We start from the raw sequence: 6,226 nt of genomic DNA on the forward strand, positions 1-6,226 counted from the left end.
GCGTCACAACCGATAAAAATCGGCAGAACAGATGGACCAACGATATTCCTCATACCCTTGGCATCGGCCGGCCGGTGCTGGTACAATCCGAAGCACGGAGTGATCCATGCCATCGAAATTCACCGAAAGCCTGGAGCTGGCCCGCGAGCTGCTCAAAATCTACCACCTGCAGGGCGCGAACGCCTTTGCCGAGTGCATCCAGCGCTATGCCCAGCTCATCGTCGCAGACTGCCAGCAGGATACGCGTCGCCTCAACACCCGCTTCAGCACGGTGGTGTTCGGGATACTGTCCATCTTGTTCGTCAATGACACCGAACGGATCATGCGGCAGGAAGTGGCGGTCACCGAGGGCTTCATCAACGAGGCGGATGCGGCGCGCAAGGCCGAATTGTTTGTTCGGGACGTCGCGCGGTTTCTGCGCGAATACGAGGTCGAGCGCCACGAGCAGGCCTTCTCGGAGCGCCTGCTCATGCACCTGGCTTCCTGCCCGCTGGCGGAACTCAAGGAGACGACGCTCACCGTGCTGGCCGAGCGGTTCGATTACCATCCGAATTACCTGTCAAACAAATTTAAAAAGGAGAAACAGTTCACCGTTCAGGAGGCCATCCTCAACGAGAAGCTGAATCGGGCGTTGTTCATTCTCCGCGACGAGACGGAGCGCACCACCATCAAGGAGCTGTCCTGGCGCCTCGGCTTCTCCGATCCGGCCTACTTCAGCCAGCTCTTCAAGAAACGCTTCGGCATGCTCCCCAAGCAGATCCAGGCCACGTAGGCCGCGAATGCCGTACGCCGCATGCGACGAATGCGGCCAGACGGCAGGCAAACGCAAGCGACGGCAGTTGGAATCGGCGTCCTTCCCCGGGCACACGCTCCGGGCGCGTGTTCATCGAACGCCCGGTTCGGCGGTCGGTAATAGACGGCGGTTGCACACCACTCAGGCGTTTTCCACCTTGAATTTCTTCTCGAACACGAGTCGGAAGACCATCACGATGGCGATGATGAGCAGCTCGGCGCTCAGAATCTCGCTCAGGATAGGCAGGAAGGGGAGGTACGGCGGGCAACCGATCAGGACCATCAGGATCCCGAGAACCGCACCGATGGCACCGGCCCGGCTGTAGCGCCAGAAGCCCCAGTGGTTGTCCTGCCGCAACAGGTAATGGTGGTACCAGTTGATGAACACCGTCGCCCCCACGAACAAGACCAGGTACTTGACGAGGACCGGCACCAGCGCCTGGGCATACTGGCTCCAGTTCTCGAGCTGCGGATCGTAGATGTTCGCCCAGGCGGCCGCAGCTGCGGCGAGCGGCGTGGCGACAACCAGGCCCTTCCAGTACGCGTACTCCTGGTGCTGGGCCCGGCGGGTCTCCGCCACGTGGGTGGCCACTATGGGCACCAGCTCGGGGAAGTCCAGGACTTTCCGCCATGCCCCGCCCGCGGCACGAACCATGCTGTCGGCTGCCAGGCGGTTGGACCGGATCATTCCCTGGACCGCCGCCGTATCCAGACCCTGGTGAATTTTCCCGTCCACCAGCACGTCCCATTTTGCTGATGCGTTCATACCGCCGGTCGATCCGTTCACGGGCATCCTCCGGGCAGACAGGATTTTCGGAAAGGTCTCCAGAATGATACTGGAATCGTTCAGAACACGGAATGTTTGGTGGTGAAGCCGAATCATAACAGTGAAGCTCAGGATCGGTGGGCTTCGGACTAAACCTGCTGGCTCCGAGCTGTCGGGGCGGCTACAATGACTGTAGTCACACCGACGGGGTGGCTGCGGCGGAACAGGCGCAGGAGGGAAGTATGGGTGTCCGCATGCGGTTGGGATGCGTCCTGCTGCTGGTGACGGCGATCGGCGGGGTGTGCGTTCAGGCGGCGCACGCATACTCCGAGGAAGACGAAGTCGAATCCGCCGGTTCCCTGATCCTGACGGCCGACGAATCAGGTGATGCCGCGGTGGAGGCCTGGCTGGTCTTGCCTGAGGAAAACGCGCGGCGGCGGATTTCTCACGAGCGGCTGCTGGGGCTCGTCCAGTTGGCGGTGGGGCAGCTGCTGGCCGACTCCCGGGTTCTGGAAAACGACGGGTATCTTGCGGTGAGGGGAACGCTCCGGCGGTGGGCGGCACGTGACGGACTCGTCATGACGGGCACGGTGCGGATCGGTCCGCTGCAGGCCCTGCTGCGGGACATGCGCCAGCCACAACTGAAACTGCACCTTGCGCACCCCCGGCTTGGCTGGGCGGAGTACACGGGCTTCGAGCCATCCCGACGGTATGTCGGCGGTCAGACGGAGCTGCACTACATCGTGCGAGCAGACGCTCCGGCGGCGATTGCGGCGACCGTCCGCTGGGGCTATGACCGGTGGGGGGTGGGGTGGCGCTTGGCGCTGGCGGTTCTGGCCGTGCTGGCGCCCCTCAGCCTCATCCTGATCGCCCGGCGCCGGTCTCTCCGGCTGGCGGAGGCCGATCCCACCGCGGCCTGGTTCGGATTCTGGCGGACATACCAGTGGGTGCTCGCTGGCGGCTGGCTGGCCTGGCTCTGGTTGGTTTTCACGGGCCGGTGGGGGGCTCTGGTTCAGTTCCTCGTCGGCCCGGGCCGCCCAGCCTGGCTGGTGGCGCTGGCCGTGCCGCCGGCGCTGGCGGGCGTCGCGTGCTTCCTGCCGGCGCGCGCTGTCTTCCGGCGGGTGCGCGGCATCCACCTCTCGCCGGCCGAGATGGTCCGCCAGGAGTTTTGGCGGCAGACGGCGTTTCTGGCACCCGCCACGCTGGGGCTGGTGGGATTGGTCTGTCTGTTTGACAATGCGCCCGCTGCCTGGCTGTTCTTCGGCTTGGCGCTGCTGAGCGCCCTGGTGGGGCTCACCGGCTACGCGTGGGCCACGGGCATGACGCCGCACCAACTCATGTCCGGCGAGCTGCGGGACCGCATGGAGACGCTGGCCCGGCAGGCGGGCGTGACGCTTCGGCGGATCTTCGTCATGCCCGCCGGCCGACTGCAGATCGGCAACGCCTACGCCCTGCGCGGCAGCGACGTAATCCTGACCGACTACCTGCTGGAGCGCCTCAATCGTGCCGAGACCGACGCCGTGATCGCCCACGAGCTGAGTCATCTCAAGCAGGGCCACCATCGGTTAGTGGGGTGGGTGTCCGCGATCATCATCGTGCTCCTGTTTTTCGTCGGCGGCACCGTGTTTGCGGTCATCGATATCCTGCGGCGCATGGCGGCGGAAGCGGTCGGGTGGGGTGGGGCAGACCGGCTGCCTGATCTACTGGACGCAATGATCGTCATCCTGGCGCCACTCGGTTTCGGGGCGATGCTGTGGACACAGCTGTTCGTCCGGCGGCGCTGTGAGCGCTCCGCCGATCGCGCCGCAGTGGCTCTCACCGGCGATCCGGAGAGCGCCATCACGGCGTTGGTCAAACTGTCGCGCATGAATCTTGTCCCCATCCGCTGGGGGTTCTGGGACGAGCAATTGGGCACCCATCCGGCGACGCTGCGACGCGCGCAGGCCATCGCCGCTGACCACGCCATCCCGGCCGAGCGGCTGGACGAGCTGCTGCGGACGCCGTCATCGCCGGTAGTCGACGGCTATCCGGTGCCGGAGGAAATGCGCAACCCCCAGCGTCTCTTCACCTCCGAGTTCAAATCGCGTCAAGTGATGCTGAATCTGCTGGTCATGCTCGCTCTGCTCACGCTGGTGCCGGCGCTCTGGCTCCTGCGGCTGGAGCCCACCGGCTGGACCGGCACCACTCGGTGGATGGCCTTGGCGGCGGGGCCGCTGGTTGTGCTCGCGGTGTACCTGCTGACGGCCAATTTTACCCAACTGTCGGGTTACGGTGCTGTGCGGCGGCACCTGGCCGGCCGGCTGCGGCGGCAGGGGGTGCTCTCGGCCGAGGCGGACGGCGAATTCGTCGGCCTCGCCCCCGAGACGCATCATCGTCTCTACGAGGGGCATTCCGTCTGGGACGTGGGATTTCTCGCCTGGAGCGATGCCGGGTTGGCTTATGCCGGCGACCAGTGTCGATTTCTAATCCCCGGCGACGAAGTGGTCGCGGTGGCGGCGGGCGCCGGTCCGCCCGGCCTGCTGCGGACGGAGGAGATCCGCCTACGCTGGCGCGGTCCGGACGGGCGGGAGCGGATATGGCGGCTGACAGCGCTGGGCGGCGTTTCTCGGCTTGGGAACTCGGCACGAAGCCGACGGCTGCGGCAGCGGCTGGAGGCGTGGTTGGCCGGTCAGAGATCCGCTGGCGGCGACCAGCTCGCGGTGAGTGAGCCACCTCCGCCGCGACTGGACGAAGTGCGCGGCGACCACCCCCGACGGCACGCCCAGGCGGGTGGCATCATTTTCAGCCTGGTGATCATCGGCTGCCTCGCGGCGGGCGTGGCCACAGCGTTCGGCATCGGCGGCTGGGCCACGCTCTACGCTCCGCTGGCCGCGTCGATGGCGTTTATACTGGCCATTCTGCCCGTGACGCTGTACCGCGATCGCTGAGCGGTGTTTGCAGCACCCCCACTGCATCCTTCAACGAGGCATGCGGCGCGATCGTGCTCGTAATTCGGCAGCGTCACCGTAATCGAGGCTCGTTCTCGAGCATCGGACATCGCACATGGGACATCGGACTTCGGACTTTCCAACCAACCAATCAATCGAACAATCCTCAGACCCATAGCTGAAAAGTTCACTCGGTTGCGCAGGCAGTCTGTCAGAAAACGGTGTTCCAGCAGACGGCTCGCGCTCGGCTAGACAAGCATTTCTTCGACAGGTCATCCCACGTCAACGGGCACTCGTCCCGTTCTAATCTCCTCTGGAAACCCACCCATAAGATGTTTCTGCTGGTTTTCGTACTGAGTGGAAGCAGTCGATTCCACCAGCGCCCCGGACGGCCGGTTCGTGGAAAGCCGTCGCGGGACCCATAGGCCGGGGATCCGCATCCGGCCGGGAGGATGGTGTGGGGATACGGGAGACGGAGGAGCGTTCGCTGCCTGCCCGGATCTGGCGGCAGCGCCTGGCCGGGGCGATGCTGGTGATGGGACTCCTGGTGGTGAACCGTTCGACGGCCCAGGTCGCCGAGCCTGTTGAGACTCTGATCGGATGGCAGGTGGAGCAGCTGGAGCAGGCGCTCATCAACCGGGATCTGTCGGCCATCCAGCTTCTGTTGGACAGTGATTTCCAAATCGCCGGCCAGCAGGGCGACACCGCCCGACTGGTGCTACAGGCGGCGTTGGACCAGCTGCACCAACTCGAGGCCATCCGAGTCATGGACATTTAGCCGCACCCGGCAGGATACCGGGTGACGGTTGACGTGCAGATGTACGGGTTCGCCATGGAGCGAGACCTGTTGCTGTCGCCGTCGTTCCGGATTCTGGAATTGAACCTCTTTCAGGTGGAGTTTCGGATCCTGGTCAGTTGGGAACCCCTGACGGCGGCGCCACCTCGGGTCATCGCCGACCGTTTCCGGTTGGCTGCCAACCTGGTGCTCATCGATAACGTGCGTGTCAACGGGGTGAGCGGCAGCATGATTCTGGACACCGGCACCAGCACGATGCTGTTGAACCTGCCGCGACTCGATGGGGGGAGTGTCCGACCCGCAGCCGATCATGGCGTCCTGGGCGGCGCCGGGGGGACCACTCGGGCGGTGAATCGCGTCTGGGTGAGCGAATTTGCCTGGCAGGATCTGCGGATGGGCCGGTTCGAAACCATCGGGATGGATCTGACGCATCTGGAAAAGCAGCTCGGCTGTCCCATCCTCGGGATCATCGGCTTTCGGACCATCCGGCAGTATGACCTCACCGTGGACTACGACCGGAAGGAGGTGACGCTCTGCCGCCTCGAGGCCAGCGGCGAGCGGCTCGATGCCCGGCAATGCCCGGCCGACGCCATCCGCATGCCGTTCGAGCTGGCCGGCCCGTTGCCCGTGGTTCCAGTGACCATCGGCGGTGAGCAACTCCGCTTTGGCGTGGACACGGGTGCCACCGCCACCGTGATCGACCGGTCGGTGGACCTCCGCCTCAGCCAAGCGCATTACCGCGAGTTGGACCGGAGTTACTATGTCGGCGTCGACAATCAAAGACGCGTGACCCGACGGCTGCAGTTGCACCGCACCCGGGTCGGGCCCACGGATTTCGACGGCATGATCGCGGTGGTGGGCGACCTGGCGCATTTGCGCCGGGACTTCGGGATCCGGCTCGACGGGCTGCTGGGGTACGAATTCCTGCGACGGCGGCCCATGACC

The 6,226-nt window shown here is 65.0% G+C and carries 5 protein-coding genes; 4 read left to right on the top strand and 1 reads right to left on the bottom strand.

What is annotated here, in order from left to right:
• The first annotated feature begins 106 nt into the window (after positions 1-106).
• Positions 107-772, top strand: a complete 666-nt coding sequence (locus GX414_06325; GenBank protein ID NLI46708.1) for a helix-turn-helix transcriptional regulator — start codon at positions 107-109, stop codon at positions 770-772.
• Between the two features lie 162 nt (positions 773-934).
• Here GX414_06325 and GX414_06330 read toward each other — a convergent pair whose 3' ends face one another.
• Positions 935-1,579 (bottom strand): hypothetical protein, encoded by a 645-nt coding sequence (locus GX414_06330; GenBank protein ID NLI46709.1) that lies wholly within the window; start codon positions 1,577-1,579, stop codon positions 935-937.
• Positions 1,580-1,800: 221 nt separating this feature from the next.
• Between GX414_06330 and GX414_06335 the strand changes: the two genes are divergently transcribed.
• From GX414_06335 to GX414_06345, 3 genes are all read left to right on the top strand, one after another.
• On the top strand, positions 1,801-4,485 hold the full coding sequence (locus GX414_06335) for a M48 family metalloprotease (protein ID NLI46710.1): 2,685 nt from the start codon (positions 1,801-1,803) through the stop codon (positions 4,483-4,485).
• Between the two features lie 457 nt (positions 4,486-4,942).
• Positions 4,943-5,263, top strand: a complete 321-nt coding sequence (locus tag GX414_06340) for a hypothetical protein (GenBank protein ID NLI46711.1) — start codon at positions 4,943-4,945, stop codon at positions 5,261-5,263.
• Positions 5,264-5,284: 21 nt separating this feature from the next.
• Positions 5,285-6,226, top strand: a 942-nt coding sequence (locus GX414_06345; GenBank protein NLI46712.1) for a hypothetical protein, incomplete at its 3' end; no start/stop codon positions are given.

The sequence above is a fragment of the Acidobacteriota bacterium genome (genome assembly GCA_012517875.1).
Taxonomy (GTDB): Bacteria; Acidobacteriota; JAAYUB01; order JAAYUB01; family JAAYUB01; genus JAAYUB01.

Coding starts and splice junctions, on each gene's coding strand:
- GX414_06325 (NLI46708.1), top strand. CDS start 107: ATGCCATCGAAATTCACCGAAAGCCTGGAGCTGGCCCGCGAGCTGCTC.
- GX414_06335 (NLI46710.1), top strand. CDS start 1,801: ATGGGTGTCCGCATGCGGTTGGGATGCGTCCTGCTGCTGGTGACGGCG.